This is a genomic window from Psychrobacillus sp. AK 1817, assembly GCF_008807035.1.
Classification (GTDB): Bacteria; Bacillota; Bacilli; order Bacillales_A; family Planococcaceae; genus Psychrobacillus; species Psychrobacillus faecigallinarum.
On the sequence record NZ_CP031739.1, the window covers coordinates 2,379,847 to 2,401,592 of the forward strand.

14 protein-coding genes, 11 tRNA genes and 4 rRNA genes are annotated in these 21,746 nt (G+C 43.7%); all 29 read right to left on the reverse strand.

Features of this window, described 5'->3' with window-relative positions; translation table 11 throughout:
* Window positions 1-58: 58 nt before the first annotated feature.
* The 29 genes from D0S48_RS11765 to ftsH all read right to left on the reverse strand — a co-directional run bounded on the left by D0S48_RS11765 (window position 59) and on the right by ftsH (window position 21,690).
* Window positions 59-134 (reverse strand) — tRNA-Ala (locus D0S48_RS11765).
* Window positions 135-150: 16 nt separating this feature from the next.
* Window positions 151-227: transfer RNA gene (locus D0S48_RS11770), tRNA-Ile, on the reverse strand.
* Between the two features lie 107 nt (window positions 228-334).
* Window positions 335-1,888, reverse strand: a 16S ribosomal RNA gene (locus tag D0S48_RS11775).
* A gap of 135 nt (window positions 1,889-2,023) precedes the next feature.
* Window positions 2,024-2,099, reverse strand: a tRNA-Ala gene (locus D0S48_RS11780).
* Window positions 2,100-2,114: 15 nt separating this feature from the next.
* Window positions 2,115-2,191, reverse strand: a tRNA-Pro gene (locus D0S48_RS11785).
* A gap of 6 nt (window positions 2,192-2,197) precedes the next feature.
* Window positions 2,198-2,274: transfer RNA gene (locus D0S48_RS11790), tRNA-Arg, on the reverse strand.
* Between the two features lie 16 nt (window positions 2,275-2,290).
* Window positions 2,291-2,379, reverse strand: a tRNA-Leu gene (locus D0S48_RS11795).
* A 15-nt stretch (window positions 2,380-2,394) separates the two neighbouring features.
* Window positions 2,395-2,469, reverse strand: a tRNA-Gly gene (locus tag D0S48_RS11800).
* A gap of 17 nt (window positions 2,470-2,486) precedes the next feature.
* Window positions 2,487-2,571, reverse strand: a tRNA-Leu gene (locus tag D0S48_RS11805).
* A gap of 23 nt (window positions 2,572-2,594) precedes the next feature.
* Window positions 2,595-2,667, reverse strand: a tRNA-Lys gene (locus tag D0S48_RS11810).
* A 6-nt stretch (window positions 2,668-2,673) separates the two neighbouring features.
* Window positions 2,674-2,749, reverse strand: a tRNA-Thr gene (locus D0S48_RS11815).
* A 13-nt stretch (window positions 2,750-2,762) separates the two neighbouring features.
* A tRNA-Val gene (locus D0S48_RS11820) sits at window positions 2,763-2,838 on the reverse strand.
* Window positions 2,839-2,864: 26 nt separating this feature from the next.
* Window positions 2,865-2,980 (reverse strand): 5S ribosomal RNA (gene rrf, locus D0S48_RS11825).
* Window positions 2,981-3,105: 125 nt separating this feature from the next.
* A 23S ribosomal RNA gene (locus tag D0S48_RS11830) occupies window positions 3,106-6,032 on the reverse strand.
* A gap of 196 nt (window positions 6,033-6,228) precedes the next feature.
* Window positions 6,229-7,782: ribosomal RNA gene (locus tag D0S48_RS11835) — 16S ribosomal RNA — on the reverse strand.
* The 16S, 23S and 5S rRNA genes sit together here with 11 tRNA genes alongside, the layout of an rRNA operon.
* Window positions 7,783-8,154: 372 nt before the next feature.
* Window positions 8,155-9,645, reverse strand: coding sequence for a lysine--tRNA ligase (gene lysS, locus D0S48_RS11840; protein WP_151111816.1), 1,491 nt, complete (start codon window positions 9,643-9,645; stop codon window positions 8,155-8,157).
* Between the two features lie 169 nt (window positions 9,646-9,814).
* Window positions 9,815-10,840, reverse strand: a complete 1,026-nt coding sequence (gene dusB / locus D0S48_RS11845; RefSeq protein ID WP_151111818.1) for a tRNA dihydrouridine synthase DusB — start codon at window positions 10,838-10,840, stop codon at window positions 9,815-9,817.
* Window positions 10,840-11,061: a helix-turn-helix domain-containing protein gene (locus tag D0S48_RS11850; RefSeq protein ID WP_144541472.1), complete on the reverse strand. Its 222-nt coding sequence runs from the start codon at window positions 11,059-11,061 to the stop codon at window positions 10,840-10,842. The genes dusB and D0S48_RS11850 overlap by 1 nt, the downstream gene beginning before the upstream one ends.
* A complete protein-coding gene (gene folK / locus D0S48_RS11855) occupies window positions 11,013-11,531 on the reverse strand; it encodes a 2-amino-4-hydroxy-6-hydroxymethyldihydropteridine diphosphokinase (protein WP_151111820.1) in 519 nt (172 codons plus the stop codon). Before folK ends, D0S48_RS11850 begins: the two co-directional genes overlap by 49 nt.
* Complete coding sequence (folB, locus tag D0S48_RS11860; RefSeq protein ID WP_151111822.1) at window positions 11,528-11,893, reverse strand: dihydroneopterin aldolase; 366 nt, start codon at window positions 11,891-11,893, stop codon at window positions 11,528-11,530. Before folB ends, folK begins: the two co-directional genes overlap by 4 nt.
* A 3-nt stretch (window positions 11,894-11,896) precedes the next feature.
* A complete protein-coding gene (folP, locus tag D0S48_RS11865; RefSeq protein WP_151111824.1) occupies window positions 11,897-12,754 on the reverse strand; it encodes a dihydropteroate synthase in 858 nt (285 codons plus the stop codon).
* Between the two features lies 1 nt (window position 12,755).
* Complete coding sequence (gene pabC, locus D0S48_RS11870) at window positions 12,756-13,595, reverse strand: aminodeoxychorismate lyase (protein ID WP_151111826.1); 840 nt, start codon at window positions 13,593-13,595, stop codon at window positions 12,756-12,758.
* Window positions 13,596-14,183: an aminodeoxychorismate/anthranilate synthase component II gene (gene pabA, locus D0S48_RS11875; RefSeq protein WP_151111828.1), complete on the reverse strand. Its 588-nt coding sequence runs from the start codon at window positions 14,181-14,183 to the stop codon at window positions 13,596-13,598.
* Window positions 14,180-15,559, reverse strand: coding sequence for an anthranilate synthase component I family protein (locus D0S48_RS11880; RefSeq protein WP_151113801.1), 1,380 nt, complete (start codon window positions 15,557-15,559; stop codon window positions 14,180-14,182). The genes pabA and D0S48_RS11880 overlap by 4 nt, the downstream gene beginning before the upstream one ends.
* A 172-nt stretch (window positions 15,560-15,731) precedes the next feature.
* On the reverse strand, window positions 15,732-16,655 hold the full coding sequence (gene cysK / locus D0S48_RS11885) for a cysteine synthase A (protein WP_151111830.1): 924 nt from the start codon (window positions 16,653-16,655) through the stop codon (window positions 15,732-15,734).
* A gap of 310 nt (window positions 16,656-16,965) precedes the next feature.
* Window positions 16,966-17,895, reverse strand: a complete 930-nt coding sequence (locus tag D0S48_RS11890) for a peptidyl-prolyl cis-trans isomerase (RefSeq protein ID WP_151111832.1) — start codon at window positions 17,893-17,895, stop codon at window positions 16,966-16,968.
* A complete protein-coding gene (hslO, locus tag D0S48_RS11895) occupies window positions 17,879-18,760 on the reverse strand; it encodes an Hsp33 family molecular chaperone HslO (protein ID WP_151111834.1) in 882 nt (293 codons plus the stop codon). The genes D0S48_RS11890 and hslO overlap by 17 nt, the downstream gene beginning before the upstream one ends.
* Window positions 18,761-19,543, reverse strand: coding sequence for a type III pantothenate kinase (locus tag D0S48_RS11900; RefSeq protein WP_144541491.1), 783 nt, complete (start codon window positions 19,541-19,543; stop codon window positions 18,761-18,763).
* 113 nt (window positions 19,544-19,656) lie between these two features.
* Window positions 19,657-21,690 (reverse strand): ATP-dependent zinc metalloprotease FtsH, encoded by a 2,034-nt coding sequence (gene ftsH / locus D0S48_RS11905; protein WP_151111836.1) that lies wholly within the window; start codon window positions 21,688-21,690, stop codon window positions 19,657-19,659.
* Window positions 21,691-21,746: the final 56 nt, after the last annotated feature.

Genomic DNA, 21,746 nt, shown 5'->3' on the forward strand with positions numbered 1-21,746 from the left:
GTTTGTTTCTTTTTTTGATGTCGTTTTATCCAGTTTTCAAAGAACAAAATTATTTCGTTGGTGGAGCCTAGCGGGATCGAACCGCTGACCTCCTGCGTGCAAGGCAGGCGCTCTCCCAGCTGAGCTAAGGCCCCGAAATAAAAAAAGGTATGGTGGGCCTAAATGGACTCGAACCATCGACCTCACGCTTATCAGGCGTGCGCTCTAACCAGCTGAGCTATAGGCCCTCTTTGAATTTCCATATCTATTATATGTTAATATACATGAACATTCAAAACTGAACTGCAAAACGTTAAGATACAGATAAAGATCTGTATTCCGAATATATCCTTAGAAAGGAGGTGATCCAGCCGCACCTTCCGATACGGCTACCTTGTTACGACTTCACCCCAATCATCTGTCCCACCTTCGGCGGCTGGCTCCCAAAAGGGTTACCCCACCGACTTCGGGTGTTACAAACTCTCGTGGTGTGACGGGCGGTGTGTACAAGGCCCGGGAACGTATTCACCGTGGCATGCTGATCCACGATTACTAGCGATTCCGGCTTCATGTAGGCGAGTTGCAGCCTACAATCCGAACTGAGAACGGTTTTATGGGATTAGCTCACCCTCGCGGGGTTGCGACCCTCTGTACCGTCCATTGTAGCACGTGTGTAGCCCAGGTCATAAGGGGCATGATGATTTGACGTCATCCCCACCTTCCTCCGGTTTATCACCGGCAGTCACCTTAGAGTGCCCAACTGAATGCTGGCAACTAAGATCAAGGGTTGCGCTCGTTGCGGGACTTAACCCAACATCTCACGACACGAGCTGACGACAACCATGCACCACCTGTCACCGCTGTCCCCGAAGGGAAAAGCCTATCTCTAGGCCGGTCAGCGGGATGTCAAGACCTGGTAAGGTTCTTCGCGTTGCTTCGAATTAAACCACATGCTCCACCGCTTGTGCGGGCCCCCGTCAATTCCTTTGAGTTTCAGTCTTGCGACCGTACTCCCCAGGCGGAGTGCTTAATGCGTTAGCTGCAGCACTAAGGGGCGGAAACCCCCTAACACTTAGCACTCATCGTTTACGGCGTGGACTACCAGGGTATCTAATCCTGTTTGCTCCCCACGCTTTCGCGCCTCAGCGTCAGTTACAGACCAGAAAGCCGCCTTCGCCACTGGTGTTCCTCCAAATCTCTACGCATTTCACCGCTACACTTGGAATTCCGCTTTCCTCTTCTGTACTCAAGTCCCCCAGTTTCCAATGACCCTCCACGGTTGAGCCGTGGGCTTTCACATCAGACTTAAAGGACCGCCTGCGCGCGCTTTACGCCCAATAATTCCGGACAACGCTTGCCACCTACGTATTACCGCGGCTGCTGGCACGTAGTTAGCCGTGGCTTTCTAATGAGGTACCGTCAAGGTACGAGCAGTTACTCTCGTACTTGTTCTTCCCTCACAACAGAGTTTTACGATCCGAAAACCTTCTTCACTCACGCGGCGTTGCTCCATCAGACTTTCGTCCATTGTGGAAGATTCCCTACTGCTGCCTCCCGTAGGAGTCTGGGCCGTGTCTCAGTCCCAGTGTGGCCGATCACCCTCTCAGGTCGGCTACGCATCGTCGCCTTGGTGAGCCGTTACCTCACCAACTAGCTAATGCGCCGCGGGCCCATCCTGTAGTGACAGCCGAGACCGTCTTTTAACATCTCCTCATGTGAGGAAATGGATTATTCGGTATTAGCCCCGGTTTCCCGGAGTTATCCCAATCTACAGGGCAGGTTGCCCACGTGTTACTCACCCGTCCGCCGCTAAATCAGAAGAAGCAAGCTTCTTCATCATTCGCTCGACTTGCATGTATTAGGCACGCCGCCAGCGTTCGTCCTGAGCCAGGATCAAACTCTCCATAATAGAGAACTTAAAAAGCTCATTTTGTTTTGCTGGCATCATCATTAAATGATGTCAAAAATTGTTTTGCGTCAATACAACCGAAGTTGTTTGATGCTATATGTCTTAACGTTTTGCATGTTCAGTTTTCAATGTTCATGGTGGAGCCTAGCGGGATCGAACCGCTGACCTCCTGCGTGCAAGGCAGGCGCTCTCCCAGCTGAGCTAAGGCCCCAATATTATAAATAACTGGTCGGGAAGACAGGATTCGAACCTGCGACCCCTTGGTCCCAAACCAAGTGCTCTACCAAGCTGAGCTACTTCCCGTATATATGGCGCGCCCGGCAGGAGTCGAACCCACAACCTTCTGATCCGTAGTCAGACGCTCTATCCAATTGAGCTACGGGCGCTAATGTTTCATAAAAGTGGTGCCGAGGACCGGAATCGAACCGGTACGGTAGTCACCTACCGCAGGATTTTAAGTCCTGTGCGTCTGCCAGTTCCGCCACCCCGGCACTTTGATGAATCTTTGGAGCGGAAGACGAGGTTCGAACTCGCGACCCCCACCTTGGCAAGGTGGTGTTCTACCACTGAACTACTTCCGCTCGGTTATTAAGTTAAATGGTGCGGGTGAAGGGAGTCGAACCCCCACGCCTTGCGGCGCTAGATCCTAAGTCTAGTGCGTCTGCCAGTTCCGCCACACCCGCATATTTATTTCACAAAAAGTGAATGAGCCATGTAGGATTCGAACCTACGACCCTCTGATTAAAAGTCAGATGCTCTACCAACTGAGCTAATGGCTCGAAAAATGGTGCCGGAGAAAGGACTTGAACCCTCAACCTACTGATTACAAGTCAGTTGCTCTACCAGTTGAGCTACTCCGGCAGGAGTAAAGTTATGGTGGAGGATGACGGGCTCGAACCGCCGACCCTCTGCTTGTAAGGCAGATGCTCTCCCAGCTGAGCTAATCCTCCTGGGTAATATTAATTTCTTATTACAAGCCCAGCGACGTCCTACTCTTGCAGGGGGAGACCCCCAACTACCATCGGCGCTGAAGAGCTTAACTTCCGTGTTCGGTATGGGAACGGGTGTGACCTCTTCGCCATCATCACTAGACTTGAATAATTTAATTGAAAGACAAGTTCTATTATAACAAGTTTGTAGAGTTTTACAAGCCTTATTATCAAAAAAATATTATTCTTTCAAAACTGAATAAACTGACATCATTAGAAACAAACAATTTGGTTAAGTCCTCGATCGATTAGTATTCGTCAGCTGCACGTGTCGCCACGCTTCCACCCCGAACCTATCTACCTCATCGTCTTTGAGGGATCTTACTTACTTGCGTAATGGGAAATCTCATCTTGAGGGGGGCTTCGTGCTTAGATGCTTTCAGCACTTATCCCGTCCACACATAGCTACCCAGCGATGCCCTTGGCAGAACAACTGGTACACCAGCGGTGTGTCCATCCCGGTCCTCTCGTACTAAGGACAGCTCCTCTCAAATTTCCTACGCCCACGACGGATAGGGACCGAACTGTCTCACGACGTTCTGAACCCAGCTCGCGTACCGCTTTAATGGGCGAACAGCCCAACCCTTGGGACCGACTACAGCCCCAGGATGCGATGAGCCGACATCGAGGTGCCAAACCTCCCCGTCGATGTGGACTCTTGGGGGAGATAAGCCTGTTATCCCCGGGTAGCTTTTATCCGTTGAGCGATGGCCCTTCCATGCGGAACCACCGGATCACTAAGCCCGTCTTTCGACCCTGCTCGACTTGTAGGTCTCGCAGTCAAGCTCCCTTCTGCCTTTACACTCTTCGAATGATTTCCAACCATTCTGAGGGAACCTTTGGGCGCCTCCGTTACACTTTAGGAGGCGACCGCCCCAGTCAAACTGCCCGCCTGACACTGTCTCCTACCCGGGTTACGGGTATGGGTTAGAATTTCAATACAACCAGGGTAGTATCCCACCGACGCCTCCTCCGAAGCTGGCGCTCCGGGCTCTAAGGCTCCTACCTATCCTGTACAAGTTGCACCAAAATTCAATATCAAGCTACAGTAAAGCTCCACGGGGTCTTTCCGTCCTGTCGCGGGTAACCTGCATCTTCACAGGTACTATAATTTCACCGAGTCTCTCGTTGAGACAGTGCCCAGATCGTTACGCCTTTCGTGCGGGTCGGAACTTACCCGACAAGGAATTTCGCTACCTTAGGACCGTTATAGTTACGGCCGCCGTTTACTGGGGCTTCAATTCGCACCTTCGCTTGCGCTAAGCACTCCTCTTAACCTTCCAGCACCGGGCAGGCGTCAGCCCCTATACTTCACCTTACGGTTTTGCAGAGACCTGTGTTTTTGCTAAACAGTCGCCTGGGCCTATTCACTGCGGCTCTTCTAGGCTATACACCCAAAAGAGCACCCCTTCTCCCGAAGTTACGGGGTCATTTTGCCGAGTTCCTTAACGAGAGTTCTCTCGCTCACCTTAGGATTCTCTCCTCGACTACCTGTGTCGGTTTGCGGTACGGGCACCTCCCACCTCGTTAGAGGCTTTTCTTGGCAGTGTGAAATCAGGAACTTCGGACTAAGTCCTCGCCATCACAGCTCAATGTTACAGAGTGCGGATTTGCCTACACTCACACCTCACTGCTTGGACGTGCATAACCAACAGCACGCTTACCCTATCCTACTGCGTCCCCCCATCACTCAAACGGTGGGGTGGTGGTACAGGAATATCAACCTGTTGTCCATCGTCTACGCCTATCGGCCTCGACTTAGGTCCCGACTAACCCTGAGCGGACGAGCCTTCCTCAGGAAACCTTAGTCATACGGTGGATGGGATTCTCACCCATCTTTCGCTACTCATACCGGCATTCTCACTTCTAAGCGCTCCACCAGTCCTTCCGGTCTGACTTCAACGCCCTTAGAACGCTCTCCTACCACTGATACCAAAGGTATCAATCCACAGCTTCGGTGATTTGTTTAGCCCCGATACATTTTCGGCGCAGCGTCACTCGACCAGTGAGCTATTACGCACTCTTTAAATGATGGCTGCTTCTAAGCCAACATCCTGGTTGTCTAAGCAACGCCACATCCTTTTCCACTTAACAAATACTTTGGGACCTTAGCTGGTGGTCTGGGCTGTTTCCCTCTTGACTACGGATCTTATCACTCGCAGTCTGACTCCCAAACATAAATCATTGGCATTCGGAGTTTGTCTGAATTCGGTAACCCGGGATGGGCCCCTAGTCCAAACAGTGCTCTACCTCCAAGATTCTAACGTTTGAGGCTAGCCCTAAAGCTATTTCGGAGAGAACCAGCTATCTCCAGGTTCGATTGGAATTTCTCCGCTACCCACACCTCATCCCCGCACTTTTCAACGTGCGTGGGTTCGGACCTCCAGTAAGTGTTACCTTACCTTCATCCTGGACATGGGTAGATCACCTGGTTTCGGGTCTACGACCACATACTCATTCGCCCTATTCAGACTCGCTTTCGCTGCGGCTCCGTCTTCTCAACTTAACCTCGCATGTAATCGTAACTCGCCGGTTCATTCTACAAAAGGCACGCCATCACCCGTTAACGGGCTTTGACTATTTGTAGGCACACGGTTTCAGGGTCTATTTCACTCCCCTTCCGGGGTGCTTTTCACCTTTCCCTCACGGTACTGGTTCACTATCGGTCACTAGGTAGTATTTAGCCTTGGGAGATGGTCCTCCCGGATTCCGACGGAATTTCACGTGTTCCGCCGTACTCAGGATACACTCTGGAGGGAATGAATTTTGGACTACGGGGCTTTTACCCTATCCTGCGGACCTTTCCAGGTCGCTTCATCTAACTCATTCTTTTGTAACTCCGTATAGAGTGTCCTACAACCCCAAGAGGCAAGCCTCTTGGTTTGGGCTCTTCCCGTTTCGCTCGCCGCTACTCAGGGAATCGAATTTTCTTTCTCTTCCTCCAGGTACTTAGATGTTTCAGTTCCCTGGGTGTGTCTCAGATGCGCTATGTATTCACGCAAATGTACTGCCCCATTACGGGCAGTGGGTTTCCCCATTCGGAAATCTCCGGATCGAAGCTCACTTACAGCTCCCCGAAGCATATCGGTGTTAGTGCCGTCCTTCGTCGACTCCTAGTGCCAAGGCATCCACCGTGCGCCCTTATTAACTTAACCTAAAAGTTAAAAGTACTACACTTGCAATCACGTAAGTGATCACAATTTGAATATCTTGCGTTTGTTTCTTTTTTGATGTCGTTTTATCCAGTTTTCAAAGAACAATTTAAATGCTCATCATAAAAATGAACACTCAAAACTGAACTGCAAAACGTTAAGATACAGATAAAGATCTGTATTCCGAATATATCCTTAGAAAGGAGGTGATCCAGCCGCACCTTCCGATACGGCTACCTTGTTACGACTTCACCCCAATCATCTGTCCCACCTTCGGCGGCTGGCTCCCAAAAGGGTTACCCCACCGACTTCGGGTGTTACAAACTCTCGTGGTGTGACGGGCGGTGTGTACAAGGCCCGGGAACGTATTCACCGTGGCATGCTGATCCACGATTACTAGCGATTCCGGCTTCATGTAGGCGAGTTGCAGCCTACAATCCGAACTGAGAACGGTTTTATGGGATTAGCTCACCCTCGCGGGGTTGCGACCCTCTGTACCGTCCATTGTAGCACGTGTGTAGCCCAGGTCATAAGGGGCATGATGATTTGACGTCATCCCCACCTTCCTCCGGTTTATCACCGGCAGTCACCTTAGAGTGCCCAACTGAATGCTGGCAACTAAGATCAAGGGTTGCGCTCGTTGCGGGACTTAACCCAACATCTCACGACACGAGCTGACGACAACCATGCACCACCTGTCACCGCTGTCCCCGAAGGGAAAAGCCTATCTCTAGGCCGGTCAGCGGGATGTCAAGACCTGGTAAGGTTCTTCGCGTTGCTTCGAATTAAACCACATGCTCCACCGCTTGTGCGGGCCCCCGTCAATTCCTTTGAGTTTCAGTCTTGCGACCGTACTCCCCAGGCGGAGTGCTTAATGCGTTAGCTGCAGCACTAAGGGGCGGAAACCCCCTAACACTTAGCACTCATCGTTTACGGCGTGGACTACCAGGGTATCTAATCCTGTTTGCTCCCCACGCTTTCGCGCCTCAGCGTCAGTTACAGACCAGAAAGCCGCCTTCGCCACTGGTGTTCCTCCAAATCTCTACGCATTTCACCGCTACACTTGGAATTCCGCTTTCCTCTTCTGTACTCAAGTCCCCCAGTTTCCAATGACCCTCCACGGTTGAGCCGTGGGCTTTCACATCAGACTTAAAGGACCGCCTGCGCGCGCTTTACGCCCAATAATTCCGGACAACGCTTGCCACCTACGTATTACCGCGGCTGCTGGCACGTAGTTAGCCGTGGCTTTCTAATGAGGTACCGTCAAGGTACGAGCAGTTACTCTCGTACTTGTTCTTCCCTCACAACAGAGTTTTACGATCCGAAAACCTTCTTCACTCACGCGGCGTTGCTCCATCAGACTTTCGTCCATTGTGGAAGATTCCCTACTGCTGCCTCCCGTAGGAGTCTGGGCCGTGTCTCAGTCCCAGTGTGGCCGATCACCCTCTCAGGTCGGCTACGCATCGTCGCCTTGGTGAGCCGTTACCTCACCAACTAGCTAATGCGCCGCGGGCCCATCCTGTAGTGACAGCCGAAACCGTCTTTTAACATCTCCCCATGTGAGGAAATGGATTATTCGGTATTAGCCCCGGTTTCCCGGAGTTATCCCAATCTACAGGGCAGGTTGCCCACGTGTTACTCACCCGTCCGCCGCTAAATCAGAAGAAGCAAGCTTCTTCATCATCCGCTCGACTTGCATGTATTAGGCACGCCGCCAGCGTTCGTCCTGAGCCAGGATCAAACTCTCCATAATAGAGAACTTAAAAAGCTCATTTTGTTTTGCTGGCATCATCATTAAATGATGTCATTTCTTTTGCTTGAAGAACTAGTCTATCAAGCTATATTTCTTAACGTTTTGCATGTTCAGTTTTCAATGTTCATTGCGCCGTTTCGTTTTGGCGACTTTAATATCATACCAAATCTACTTTTCAATGTCAACAACTTTTTTTAAATTGTTTTTCGTGAAATTCGAAGTAAAAATGAGAACTTGATTACTATACCACCATGTGTGCACCTATTACAAGGGTTTTATACAAAAAAATAAATAAAACTTTCGGCGCACTATATATAGTGATATAAATTAAAAGAGATACTACCAATGGTAGTATCTCTTTCCTTGTTCCTTTTAATCTCTATGACGCATTGTAGGGAATAATAGGACATCGCGAATAGATGGAGAATTTGTTAATAACATCACCAAACGATCTATCCCGATTCCTAGTCCTCCTGTAGGTGGCATTCCATATTCTAAAGCTTCTAAGAAATCCTCATCCATTTCATGTGCTTCATCATTTCCAGCAGCTTTTTCTTCTAATTGCGCTTCAAAGCGTTGACGTTGATCGATAGGATCGTTCAACTCCGTGAACGCATTAGCATGCTCACGACGAACTATAAACAACTCAAAGCGATCAGTAAAGCGTCCATCTTCTGGATTTTTCTTCGCAAGCGGAGAAACCTCTACTGGATGACCATAGATAAATGTTGGTTGAACTAAAGTCTCTTCTACTTTTTGCTCAAAGAATTCATTTAACACATGACCTACTTCCATAGAAGGTTTCACATCTACACCATGTTCTTTAGCCAATGCATGAGCATCCTCTTTCGTCATCTCTTTCCAGAAATCAACTCCAGTTGTCTCTTTAACCGCATCAGCCATATGCCAACGTCTCCAGCCAGGCGCTAAGTTAATCTCATCGTCTCCATATTTAACGGTAGAAGAACCTAGAACTTCCTGCGCTACATGCGCTACCATGTTCTCTGTCAGGTTCATAATATCTTTATAATCAGCATACGCCTCATATAACTCAATCATTGTAAACTCTGGGTTATGTCGAGTAGATACACCTTCGTTACGGAACACACGACCTATTTCGTATACCTTTTCCAGTCCACCTACAATTAGGCGTTTTAAATGTAATTCGATTGCAATACGTAAGTAAAGCTCCATATCTAACGCATTATGATGCGTAATAAACGGACGAGCTGCTGCCCCTCCTGCTACAGTATGTAACAATGGTGTTTCTACTTCTAAGTAGCCCTGGCTATCTAAGTAACGACGCATCGATTGAATGATTCGACTTCTAGTGATAAATGTATTTTTGCTTTCCTCGCTAGTCATTAAATCTAAATAGCGTTGGCGATAGCGTTGTTCCACATCTTTTAAGCCATGAAATTTTTCCGGCATTGGACGTAATGACTTTGTTAAGAAGGTAAATTCTGTTGCTTTTACTGACAATTCACCTACCTGAGTTCTAAATACATTTCCGCGAACTCCTACAATGTCTCCTAAGTCAGCTGTTGTAAATAGTTCATAGGCATCTTCACCGATTGCATCTTTTCGTACATATATCTGAATTTGCCCACCCAAGTCTTGGATATGCGCAAAGCCAGCTTTCCCTTTTCCACGCTTGGTCATAATTCGACCTGCAACCACTACTTCGTGAGATGTTTCTTCTAACTGTTCTTTTGTGAACTCATCAAATTCAGCAATAACTTGATCACTTAAATGAGTTCTTTCATATTTACCACCAAAAGGATCTAATCCTTTTTCTTGTATGGTAGTCATCTTCTGGCGTCTCACCAAAAGTTGATCATTTAATTCTTCCATGTTAGACATTTCCTTCACTCCTTTTGCAATCTATTATTCGCAAGTATCATTTACGTTGCATTTATTGTACACAATTTCAGGGTTCTCTTCATCTTTTATTTCACAATCGAAGATTTTTCATTTTTCTGACGTATGATAAAAACGGAAAGAGCCGCCACTTGTCGTGACAGCCCACTAATTAAGCAAGAATTGTACTAGCCTCATTATATTCCTTTGAGGATTCTTCTGCAAAGAATCGTAAGTAGTCCTTAAGCTCTTGAGCAGTTTCTGTTTGGTTAATCATATTTCTTGCTGTACCATTCCCTCGAATGCCTTTAAGGTACCAAGATGCATGCTTACGCATTTCACGAACCGCAATGCCCTCTCCCTTTAAAGCTGTTAAACGATCAAAATGTAATAAACACACATCTATTTTCTCTTGGACTGTCGGCTCTGGTTTCAATTCTCCTGTTTCTAGGTATTCCACTGTACGATAAATCATCCATGGATCCCCTAAAGCAGCGCGTCCAATCATTACTGCGTCGACACCTGTTTCCTCTAACATACGCTTCGCATCTTGCGGTGTATTTACATCACCGTTACCGATGACTGGTATATTTACTGCTTCCTTTACTTGGCGGATTAAATCCCAATTTGCATGACCTTCATACATTTGTACACGAGTACGTCCATGAACGGCAACCGCTGCTCCACCAGCTCGTTCCACAGCTTGAGCATTTTCAACCATGTATAAATGCTCTTCATCCCAGCCAGTGCGCATTTTAACACTTACCGGTTTTTTTACGTTATCTACAACTGCAGAAACCATTTCATATATCTTGTTAGGGTCTAGAAGCCATCTTGCACCAGCTTCACATTTTATAATCTTGTTAACTGGGCACCCCATGTTAATATCTATAATGTCTGCAGAAGTATGTTCATCTACATACTTAGCAGCTGCTACAAGTGTTTCCTTCTCACCACCAAAAATCTGAAGTGATAGTGGATTTTCTCGCTCATCAATATAAAGCATGCTCAAAGTCTTTTCGTTCTTAAACACGATCCCTTTATCACTGATCATTTCAGCGTAGACTAGTCCTGCTCCAAATTCTTTTACTGTTAGGCGGAATGCTGAATTACAGATGCCAGCCATAGGAGCTAAAACTACTCGGTTATCCATTACGTGCTTACCAATTTGAAATGGTTTAGTTGATGCGTTAGTCATTATTCTTCACCTTCTTCTGCTACTCCTTTTAGTTCTTCTAGCTTTATATCGAGTATGGCAGCTATTTTTTCCAACTGTTTTTCGGTTGGAACACGCTTACCTTGTTCTATTTTGCCAAGTATAGACACAGACATATCCATTTCTTTTGCAAGTTCTACTTGCTTAATCATCTTTAACCTTCGAAATGCACGAATGCGTCGACCCCATCGAACGATTTCCATAAATGGACGCCCTCTTTCTGATCATGCACTATATTCGAAAAAGCTTGTTTTGTACTTGGATGGACTAATTCAGAGTTTATTTCCACAAGCGGAACAAGCACGAACCCTCTTTCTGTCATCCTAGGATGAGGAATGATTAGGTCTTCCGTTTTCATATTTTCTTCATTATACAACAAAATGTCAAGGTCTACAGTTCTCGGACCCCAGCGAACTAATCTCTTTCTTCCGAGCAAGTCCTCTATTTCGTTGCATTTTTTTAATAATTCATGAGGAGAATATAAAGTCTTAAGCTCTACGACTATATTTAAAAAAGCGGCTTGGTCCACGTATCCCACTGGATCTGTCTCATAGACCGATGACATCCTTTTTACCTCTATCTGTTTTGTCTCTTTCAATAAACCGACTGCCTCTTGTAAAAACTCTAAACGATTTCCAATATTAGAACCTAGAGAAATATATGCTAAATTCATATTGTACCTCTCGTTATATTGACAGCCACCGAAGTGTAGTGCCCAATAATCGGAGGATTTGGTTTCACTAAATGTATTCGACATCCACTTACCTTTTCTTTATACTCCTCCAGTATTCGAGAGGCAATTCTCTCAGCCACAGCTTCTATTAACAAATAAGGTTTTCCTTCCACTATTTCCTTACAAAGCTCAAATACCTCAGCATAGTTAACCGTTTCGTCTAAATTATCTGTTTCTCCAGCTTTTTTTAAGTCGCAAGCAAGCGTCACTGTCACTTTAAAAATTTGACCAAGCTTTGTTTCCTCTGGAAGCGCTCCATGAAAGCCGTAAAATTCTAAATCGTTTAAATGAATATAATCCATTCGTTAAACCTCCACTTTCATATCGGTGCCTTTGCCCATTAAAGCATCCATCATTTTTGTCATTCTTGCAATCTCCATGACATCATGCACTCTTACTATATGACAGCCAAGCTGGACACCATAGCAAACAGTGGCTCCTGTGCCCTCCATTCGCTCGTCCACAGGTAAATTTAACACATTGCCAATCATGCGCTTACGGGATGTAGCAAGCAATACTGGGTAGCCCATATCCACTAGGTCAGCTAAATGCTGCATCATTAAAATATTTTGTTCGTGAGACTTCGCAAATCCAATACCGGGGTCTAACCAAATATTTTCATGAGGAATACCTGCTGACCTTGCAATTTGAATGCTTTCTTCTAAATCCCGCTTCGCTTCTGTCCAAAAATCTACATAGTCTTCATTATCTCGATTGTGCATTAGAATAATAGGGACATTCAATTCTGCTGCCACCTCGGCAATCTTGGTATCTCTCTTGGCTCCCCAAATATCATTAATAATGTGGGCACCAGCTTCTATAGCTGCTCTTGCAACAGTAGATTTATACGTATCAATAGAAATAATAGCATTTACCTGCTGACTGATAGCCTTAATGACAGGTACCACACGTGCAATTTCTTCTTCGTCAGATATGAGTGTGTATCCCGGTCTTGTAGATTCTCCTCCCACATCTATTATCTTTGCTCCTTCTGCCACCATTTGTTTTGCTCTAGCAACAGCTTGTTCTATCTCATTAAACTTTCCTCCATCTGAAAAAGAATCTGGCGTCACGTTTAGAATACCCATTATGATTGTTTCATTTCGAAAATCTAGAGTGACTCCTCCCATTTCAAGTGGATGCGAGTTGTATTGTAAATTCATGCTATGTCCTCCTTTCTCCCTCTATACATTCTACGTATTGTTTATGAAGCACTTTATAAACAGGGCCCTGGTTACCCAAAAACTGTTTCTCCCCAATACTTTTAATCGGAACTATTTCCTGAACTGCGTTTGTTATAAATACCTCATCCGCCAATTCTAGTTGAGACTTTGTATAAAGACCTTCCGCTATATCCATTGTACAGTTTTTTAAAATCCATTTCCTAGTCGTGCCATTTAAAATACCAGTCTCTACTGAGGGAGTATATACTTTACCGTCCTTCACCCAAAAGACATTAGAAGTAATGCCTTCTGCAACAAAACCTTCTGCATTTACAAAAATTCCTTCCTGCGTGGCCAAAGAATCTATTTCAAATCTAGCTTGAACATTGTTTGCAAAGTGATGGGATTTATGACGTATGGAGCTTTCTGGAGAATTTCTGACAGTCTTTAACCAAATTGCTGACTTCTCTTTTCCTCGTACGGTAGAAGGAAGAGGCTTTCGAAATATAATAACGGTTGGTTGAGGATAATCGCTTGGCTGAAGACCAATGTCATGAATGCCTGCAGAGACATTTAATCGAAAATATCCATCTTCCCCGTTATTCGCTGCTGTTAATAAATTCACAGCCTTCAGAATAGACTGCTTCTCATATGGTATTGCTATTCGAAAGTCTGACAGCGCCTTCGAGAGTCTTGACCAATGCTCGTCCCACAAAAAAACTTCGCCATTGTAAGTTCGAAACGTTTCGAAAAAACCTAGACCATACAAAAAGCCATGATCATAGGCTGATACTGTCAGTTCACTTGCTTTAAATAGCTGTCCATCCTTCCATGCCTCCATTTAAAGCATCTCCTTAGCGTAACAGTGATCTTTTACAAAATTTTGGATAAGCTTTTTCCCTTCCTCCGTCATAATAGATTCGGGATGGAATTGTACACCTTCTACCGCAAACTCTTTGTGACGCAGCCCCATTATTTCTCCCTCTTCCGTCCACGATGTAACTTCAAGACAGTCTGGAAGGGATTTTCTTTCCACTATTAAAGAATGATAGCGAGTAGCATGGAACGGGTTAGGCATATCCTTATTTACACCCTTATCATCATGAAAGACTAGAGACGTTTTCCCGTGCATCAATCGTTCTGCGCGAATTACTTTACCGCCAAAAGCTTGACCAATTGATTGATGCCCTAAACAAACCCCTAGTATAGGAATTTTTCCTGCGAAATAGGTTATTACATCTAAGCTAATGCCTGCCTCATTCGGAGTGCAAGGACCGGGAGACACCACAATGATTTGAGGTGACAATCGTTTGATCTCTTCTATAGAAAGCTCATCATTACGAACGACCCTTACCTCTACACCCTGCTCTCCGATGTATTGCACAAGGTTGTAGGTAAAAGAATCGTAGTTATCAATCATTAATATCATTTGCTTCCCCCTTCTGCCATTGCCTTCGCCTGCCATAATGCCTTCGCTTTGTTAATCGACTCCTTATATTCTGCGCTAGGCTTCGAATCAATCACAATACCTGCTCCAGCTTGGATATGTGCCATTCTATCTTGAATAAACGCCGTCCGGATAACAATATTAAGCTCTATATCCCCTGAATAACCAAGCCATCCTATAGAACCTGTATACAAACCTCTTCGCACAGGCTCTAATTCTTCTATTATTTCCATCGTTCTTATTTTAGGAGCGCCAGTAATAGTACCACCCGGGAACATTGCCCGTACTATATCTGCGTTTGTGACACCAGGACGTAACTCTCCTTTTACATTGGAGACGATATGCATGACATGAGAATATCGCTCAATCGCCATGAACTCATTCACTTCAACGGTGCCATAGGCAGAAACACGTCCTAAGTCGTTCCGTTCCAAATCAACAAGCATTACATGCTCAGCACGCTCTTTTTCATTTTCAATCAGCTCATTAGCCAACAATATATCCTCTGCTTCGTCTTTTCCTCTAGATCTTGTACCAGCAATAGGACGTGTAGAAAGTTCCATTCCCTTTTTCTTCACTAACAGTTCTGGAGATCCCGATACAACAGCAAAGTCCGGAGAATGTATATACGCCATATAAGGAGAAGGATTGAAAGTACGTAATGCCTCATACATCTCGACGGGTGATGCCTTTAACTCTTTTGATTGGCGAACTGATAAATTAACTTGGAATACATCTCCTTGAGCAATATAATCTTGAATTTTTAGAGTAGCGGCTTTAAATTCCTCTGCACTAACAGATACATGTAGCTGAGCTGAATCCTCATGAAATTCCGTGGCAGCTCCCGGTAGAAATATTCTGGACGATATGCCCTGGTCAGCTGCCTGTCTGTATTGTTCCTCCATTTTAACTAAGTCCTCTTTACTGTTGGAGAGCTTCATCAGTGTTACCACTTCTGTCTCCACATCTAAAACAGCCCAGCAGTCTAGCAGGTAAAAATAGATATCCGGTATTTGCAAATCGTCTTTTGAGAGATTTGGTAGGGATTCTATCTTTCTAGCATAATCATAGCTAATAAAACCAGCAGCCCCTCCTTGAAAATCGGGAAGCTTTTCATCGTAAAGGATTTTATATTCAGCAATGAGTCGCTCTAGCTCCTCTAAAGGTTCACCTTCTCTAAATTCTTTTTCTCCTTCTCTCCAAACAATGTGGATTCCCTTCTCATCAGACTTGACAGTAGCTAAAGGATTCCATGCTGCAACAGAAAGATGCCCACCTCTCCCGCTCTCTAAGAACAAATGATGTGTTTCATTTTTGGTAAGTTCTTTATATCCATAAAAAAATGCCTCTTTAGACATTTGAAAAGAATGTGTATCAAGGTGTAATTCCACTATTTTTTATCCCCCTAAAAAAACAATCTGACTTCATCTTAACGCGAAACTGTTGCTTTTTGCCACAAAAAAGAGAGGAAGTAAATAAACTTCCTCTCATGAAATCAACTATTATGAAATTAACATCCCAAGCACTTAATTAGTCTTCGAATTGATAAAGAGGTGTGCTTAAGTAACGCTCACCGTTATCAGGGATAACAGCAAGAACTTTTTTACCTTTGCCAAGCTGTTTTGCCAGCTGAAGCGCTCCATATATAGCAGCTCCTGCAGATACTCCGCCTAAAATCCCTTCGTTTTTAGCTACTTCACGAGAAGTTGCATAAGCGTCCTCGTTAGAAACTTGAATAATGGAATTGTATAACTCTGTATCTAATACTTCTGGTACAAATCCTGCTCCAATTCCTTGGATTTTATGGGGTCCTGGTTTACCACCAGAAAGAACACTAGAATCTTTTGGTTCAACAGCAGCAATATGAATGTTTGGGAATTTTTCCTTCAACACGCCACCAGCACCTGTGATTGTACCACCAGTACCTATTCCTGCAACAAATCCATCTAATTGGTCAAACGCTTCAACAATTTCAGGACCAGTTGTTAAACGATGTACCTCTGGGTTAGCTGGGTTATTAAATTGTTGGGGCATGAACCAGCCATTTTTGTCCGCTAATTCTTGCGATTTCGCAATTGCTCCCTTCATACCGTCTGCTCCAGGAGTTAAAACTAATTCCGCACCGTAAGCACGAAGTAGGTTTCTACGCTCTAAGCTCATTGTATCAGGCATTACTAATACCGCTTTATACCCTTTAGCTGAGGCAATCATCGCAAGTCCAATCCCTGTGTTTCCGCTAGTCGGTTCGATAATAGTACTGTCAGCAGTTAATTTACCCGATTTTTCAGCATTTTCAATCATTGCTAGAGCAATACGGTCTTTTACGCTGCTACCTGGGTTGAAGTATTCTAATTTTACGTAAACTTCAGCATCTTCTAGGTTAGTCACTCTGTTTAGTTTGACAATCGGTGTTTTACCTATTAAATCCGCTACACTATTCGCTAACTTTGCCATTCTACGATTCACTCCTAATCCCTACTTGATTGATAGGTTTTATTTCCTATATCATATCAATCTTAGAGAACTACTGTCAATTAATACAGTTCGCCAAATAAAGTAAATTTTTTCGAGGTAAGATCCACTAAATTATTGGAGCCTCTCTTAATTTTATGCGACTTCAAACAAAAATAGTCTACCTACAATTCTCTCGATCAATACAAAACTACTTATTTTCTTTACGATAAATAAAAAGACAAAGAAAACCAAGAATTGAGATTCTCACTTTTCTTTGTCCATCGCCTATTGCATTAAAAAATATTTTTGTTTATTGTTCACCGTATATCCACTCTGCTTTATATTCCTGCCAGAATGATTCTTGAGTTACGGATTGGGGTATTTGGCTCAGCGCAAGCTCTCGCTTTATATGACCTTCTACTTCATCATAAGAGAAGGCTTGCCCTTCAAATATATTCTGTACAAGTGCTATCGCGTACCTGCCATCCTTAAGCTCAATTACCCCACTCGTTTTTCCTTCTTTAACCTTAGCTAAAGCTTCAACTATAGCCTCATCTATCGAATCAGTGCCTTTTGAAATGTAGCCGACATCTCCCCCTAAGCTCGCGGAGCTAGGATCTATGGAGCGCTCTCTTGCTAATCCATCAAAGGAAGAGCCATCCTTTAATTCTGTTAAAACAGCATTACCTTCCTCTTCTGTAGCAATATAAATTAAACTAGTACGATAGGAAGTTGGGATATTGTAGAGATTTTTGTTATTTTCATAGAAATCTTTCATCTCTTTCGCCTCTACGTTAATATCTTTTGCCAATACCTTTTCTAAAATTAGACGAGCGCGAATTTTTTTCCTTAATACCTCTTCGTCATATGCTTGAAGGGAAGTGTCTGTGCCTTCCCTTGTAGAACGTATTAATGCCAGTTCTAAATTTATTTCATCATCTGTTACCTTAATATCATTTTTCTTAGCTGCAGCTTCCATTACCTCTGCATTAACCATGTCCAAGAGTACTTCTTTCCCATACACCATTTCCATTGAAGCCATCCATTGCTCTTTCGTAATAACCTTTCCATCAACTGACGCGACTTCTTCAGATGCTTTTGCTTGTCGATCATTTGGTATTAACCAAGCTATAAACCAAAGTAGGTTGCCAAGTAAAAGTATACCAAGTACTACAAGTACCGGTTTAGTTTTTAAATGTCGTTTAGGTTGAGATGGAATATTATTATGAATTGATTTCATCGATAAAGGACTCCAGTTCATTTACTGAGTAATTATATTTTTCCATACAGAAGTGACAATGAGCCTCTGCTCCTCCGTCCTCTTCTATCATGTCCCGGATTTCACTTTCTCCTAAGCTAATAATAGCACTGCCAAATCGATCTTTAGAGCAATTACATTCAAACGCCACAGGCATATTATTTAATATTTGTACATTGTCCTCCCCTAAAATTTCAAACAATAGTTGCTCGGGAGTTAATCCTCTTTCGATTAACTTGGACACTGGTTCCATTTTATTTAAATGTTCTTCAATAATTGTAATTGTTTCATCATCTGTTCCTGGTAATAACTGAATGATAAATCCTCCAGCCGCCAAAATAGAGTTATCTGGATTTACTAAAACCCCTAACCCTACAGAGGAAGGAACCTGTTCAGATACTGCATAATAGTACGTGAAGTCCTCTGCTACTTCGCCAGAAACAATTGGTACTTGTCCTGTAAAGAAATCACGCATACCTAAATCCTTCACAACAGTCAAAGTACCTTCTGTTCCTACTGCACGACGAACATCCAGCTTACCAACGGCATTCAAGTCAAAATGTACTTGAGGATTGGTTACATATCCACGAACCTCACCTTTTGCATTGCTATCAATGATCATTGGACCAATAGGACCGTCGCCTTCCACTTTAACCGTTAACTTGTCCTCACCTTTTAACATTGCCCCCATCATAACGGCTGCTGTCATTGATCTACCAAGTGCTGCAGAGGCAGTTGGCCACGTTTGATGACGTCGTTGCGCCTCTCCTACTGTATCTGTTGTGCGAACTGCAAATGCTCGTACACTGCCTTCAAAAGCCAGAGCTCTTACTAAATAATCATTCATTTATTTTATACCTCTTTCTTCTAAATTTCGTTGATAAATTAAATATAACCCTTTCAATGTCAAGAAGGGATCAATGATATCCATGACAGTCGACTCATTTCCTATTAAAGAAGCTAGCCCTCCTGTGGAGATAACTTTTGGTGCCTTTTTAGAAACTTTTTTCATCCTATTTACGATGCCCTCAACCTGCCCCACATATCCAAAAACAATCCCTGACTGCATGGCAGAAACTGTGTTTTTTCCTATAACATGCTCGGGAGTAGTAAGTTCAATCCTAGGAAGTTTACTAGCCTTTTCAAACAATGCTTCTGTGGAGATTCCGATGCCGGGCGCTATTGCTCCTCCCATATACTCTCCTTTTTCGTTGACATAACAGTATGTTGTTGCTGTTCCAAAATCAACAATTATTAAAGGAGCACCATATTCATGAATTGCCGCTACTGCATTGACAATACGATCTGCACCGACCTCACGTGGGTTTTCATATTTTATATTTAATCCCGTCTTTATACCGGGACCTACTACTAAGGGTTTTATACCGAAATATTTTTTACACATTGCCTCTAATGAAAACATGATTGGTGGAACCACCGAGGAAATAATAATACCTTCTATTTGTTCAAAGGATATATTCACATGGGAAAAAAGTGCTTTGACCTGCATCCCGAATTCGTCCTCTGTTTTACGACGGTCTGTTTCCATTCTCCAGTGATGGATCAGCTGATCATCTTGATAAACTCCTAAAACAATGTTCGTATTTCCTGTATCAAGCACAAGTATCATGAAGCTTTTCCTCACTTTACGTAGATTTCCAAAACATCATACCATATTTCCCACGGAATAAAAAAGCTGAGTGACTCGTCTAATGACGAAAATCACTCAGCTTTTATATATTATTATTTATCTGTAGGTCGTTTTTCTTGAATTGGACCTGATGTATCATCTGGACGTTCCTCTTGAATAGGACCTGCCTCGCTAGTTTCTCCAACCTCTTTTGGTAAGTCACCAATAGTAGGGTCAGAAACTGCACCTGTAGCATCAGATTTTTCATCTTTACTTAAATCAACAGCTTGGTTGTCTTGGTCGTATTCACGAACCGGAAGTGTTCCATGCTCTTGTAAATGTAAGATTTGAGCAGCATCTAACGTTTCAACCTCTAATAACGTATTTGCGATTAAATCTAACAAATCGCGTTTCTCTGTTAAAATCTGTTTAGTTCGTTCGTATTGCTCTTTAATCATCGTTTGCATTTCATGGTCGATTTCATAAGCAATCTTATCCGAATAGTTTTGCTCTGAGTTAAAGTCGCGGCCCAAGAATACATTTCCTCCTTGAGTTTGACCAAATTGCATTGGTCCTAACTTGTCACTCATACCATATTCAGTAACCATTTTTCTCACTATACCTGTCGCACGCTGGAAGTCATTGTGAGCACCTGTAGATACCTCTCCAAAGACGATATCCTCCGCAACACGTCCACCAAGTAATCCTGAAACTTTATCCAGAAGTTCTGGTTTAGTCATGAAGTAACGGTCTTCTTTTGGAAGCATTACTGCATATCCTCCAGCTTGCCCACGAGGGACAATAGTTACCTTATGAACGATCTCTGCGTCATCTAGAGTTAACCCTACAACTACGTGTCCAGCTTCATGGAAGGCAACAATTTTACGTTCTTTTGGCGATATAACCTTACCTGATTTAGCTGGTCCAGCGATAACGCGATCCGTTGCTTCATCAATATCAGACATATCGATTTTTTTCTTATTTCTTCTAGCAGCAACAAGTGCAGCCTCGTTCAATAAGTTTTCTAAATCTGCTCCTGAGAATCCTGGTGTGCGTTGAGCAATCGCTTTCAAGTCCACTGTGTCATCTAAAGGCTTGTTACGAGCATGTACTTGAAGTACTGCTTCACGGCCCTTCACATCCGGGCGACCTACAGTAATCTGACGGTCAAAGCGTCCAGGACGAAGAAGTGCTGGGTCTAAAATATCTGGTCTGTTTGTAGCCGCAATGATAATAATACCTTCATTTGCTCCAAAACCATCCATTTCAACTAGCAATTGGTTTAGTGTCTGCTCACGCTCATCGTGACCTCCACCAAGACCTGCTCCACGTTGACGACCAACTGCATCAATTTCATCGATGAAAATGATACATGGCGCATTTTTCTTCGCATTCTCAAACAAATCACGTACTCGTGATGCCCCGACACCGACGAACATTTCAACAAAATCAGAACCACTGATTGAGAAGAAAGGTACTCCAGCTTCGCCAGCTACAGCACGAGCAAGTAATGTTTTACCAGTACCTGGGGGACCTACTAAAAGAATCCCTTTCGGTATACGTGCTCCAATTTCCACGAATTTGCGTGGATCTTTTAAGAAATCTACAACTTCTACTAGTTCTGCTTTTTCTTCATCTGCACCTGCAACATCTGGGAATTTAACTTTTTTCTTGTCGTTATCATACAGTTTTGCCTTACTCTTACCGAAGTTCATCACACGGTTACCACCGCCCTGAGATTGGCTCAATAAGAAGAAGAATAAAATGATGATAATCAAGAAAGGTAGTAAGCCAGTGAAGAATTGTACCCAGCCACTTGTTTTAGAAGTTTCAATTACATCAATTTTCACTGAATTTGCTGTTGCTAGTGAATCTATTCTATCTAGCAATTTTTCACTATTATAAGGAAGTTTAGTTAAAAACTTTTCTCCTTCCTCATATCCTTTCATGGAACCTTCTACAAAGTAAACACCTTGTTCTGGTTGCATTGAAAAGTTGGTAACATCACCTTTTGAAAGTGAAGTCATAAATTCATCATAGCGAATATTTTTAGTTGGGGTATTATTTGTGTTAAACGTAGCAAAAATACCTACTATCACAAAAAATATCAATAAATACAATATGGCGTAGCGCAATGCTCGATTCATTCCTAGCCTCCTCACAAGGTAAACAGAAAAACTAATGATTATCTTAACATACGTTT